This is a genomic window from Noviherbaspirillum denitrificans, assembly GCF_002211445.1.
Classification (GTDB): domain Bacteria; phylum Pseudomonadota; class Gammaproteobacteria; order Burkholderiales; family Burkholderiaceae_D; genus Noviherbaspirillum; species Noviherbaspirillum denitrificans.
Map to the genome: position 1 here is coordinate 1,555,281 of NZ_LSTO01000001.1, position 1,417 is coordinate 1,556,697.

Annotated in this window: 2 protein-coding genes; one reads left to right on the forward strand and one right to left on the reverse strand. The window is 64.4% G+C overall.

The features are described 5' to 3' along the window. Positions 1–325 (forward strand): ProQ/FINO family protein (locus AYR66_RS29440; RefSeq protein ID WP_206047101.1); only part of this gene is annotated, 325 nt, incomplete at its 5' end. 296 nt (positions 326–621) lie between these two features. Here AYR66_RS29440 and AYR66_RS07740 read toward each other — a convergent pair. Further along, positions 622–1,417: LysR substrate-binding domain-containing protein (locus AYR66_RS07740; RefSeq protein ID WP_206047102.1), on the reverse strand; the 796-nt coding region annotated here is incomplete at its 5' end.

Genomic DNA, 1,417 nt, shown 5'->3' on the forward strand with positions numbered 1-1,417 from the left:
GCCGCTGGCCATCGGTATCGACCGCCAGATCCTCGAGCAACTGCCGGAAACCAATCGCAAGGCCTTGCGCGTTGCGCTGGCGATGCACACCAAGTCCAACCGTTACCTGCAGCAGACGCAGCGCGTCGCCGTGCGTGTCAATCTCGACGGCACCCCGGCGCAGCCAGTGCTCGACGAGCATCGCACCCGTGCGGCAGAAGTGCTGCGCGAGCGCCACAAGAAAAAGGCCGCCGAGCAAAAGGCCACGCGCGAAGCGGAACAGGCGGAACGCCGCCTGAAGGACAAGCTCGGCCAGCTCGCGGAAAAGTTCGGCCGCAGCCGATAACCGGCCAGCACTTCTTTCCCACACACTTCGCATCGGCCCCTCCGATACCATTGCACGCCTTCGCGTGCAGCAATGGGAACCCACCTGAAGCAACAAGTGATTGTGGAAAACGCCGGCTAAGCCGGCGGCAGGACTGTATGCGCCGAAAGTCACGCCGAAGGAGGTCGTGCACAGGCTGAGCAGCGCGCTGCAATATGCGCTGTGCGCGCACCTGAAAGCGGAGATTGACAGGTGGAGTCCGATCATCAAGAAGGCCGGGGCATACGCGGAATAGGCTTCACCGGCGCTCGCCGACCTCAGCTTTTCTGAATATGCTCGGCCAGGTAATCGATCAGCAGCCGCACACCCGGGAGCAGCCCGCGGCGTGACGGGAAGACGGCGTGGACAATGCCGCCTTTCGGCGCCCATCCCGGCATGATGTCCACCAGCTTTCCCGTCTTCAAATCGTCTTCGATGACCATGCATGGCATTTGCACGACGCCGACGCCATGCAACGCAGCCAGGCGGAGCGCGGCCATGTCGTCGGTGATGTAGCGCGGATGATGCCGCACCTGTGCTTCCATCCCCTCGGGACCGGAAAGGTCCCAGACGTGATCGCGCGCGGGCCCCCAGTCCAGGCTCGGCAAATCGGCGAGGTCCGCGGGGTGCATCGGCAGATCGCGCTCCTTCAGGAAACCGGGACTGGCGACCAGGCGCTGCGGGCTCTCCGACAGCACGCGCATGACCAGGTCGCTGTCTTCCAATGGCGGAAACCGCACACGCAAGGCCAGGTCCAATCCCTCGCCCAGTACATCCACGCGCCGGTTGGTCGCCTCCAGATGGATCTGCACCTTGGGATACTCGGTCATGAAGCGCGCCACCAGGGCGCCGATCCGGTATTCGAGCAAGGCCGTCGGACAGCTCAGGCGCACTATCCCCTGCGGCTCGGAGCGTTTGCGCTCCATGACTTCGCGCGCCGCTTCCGCCTGCACCAGGACCGCCACGCAGCGCTCATAAAACTCCCGCCCGGTCTCGGTGACCGAGAAATGGCGCGTCGAGCGCTGTATCAGGCGCACGTCGTATTTCGCTTCCAGTGCCGCGATATGCCGGCTG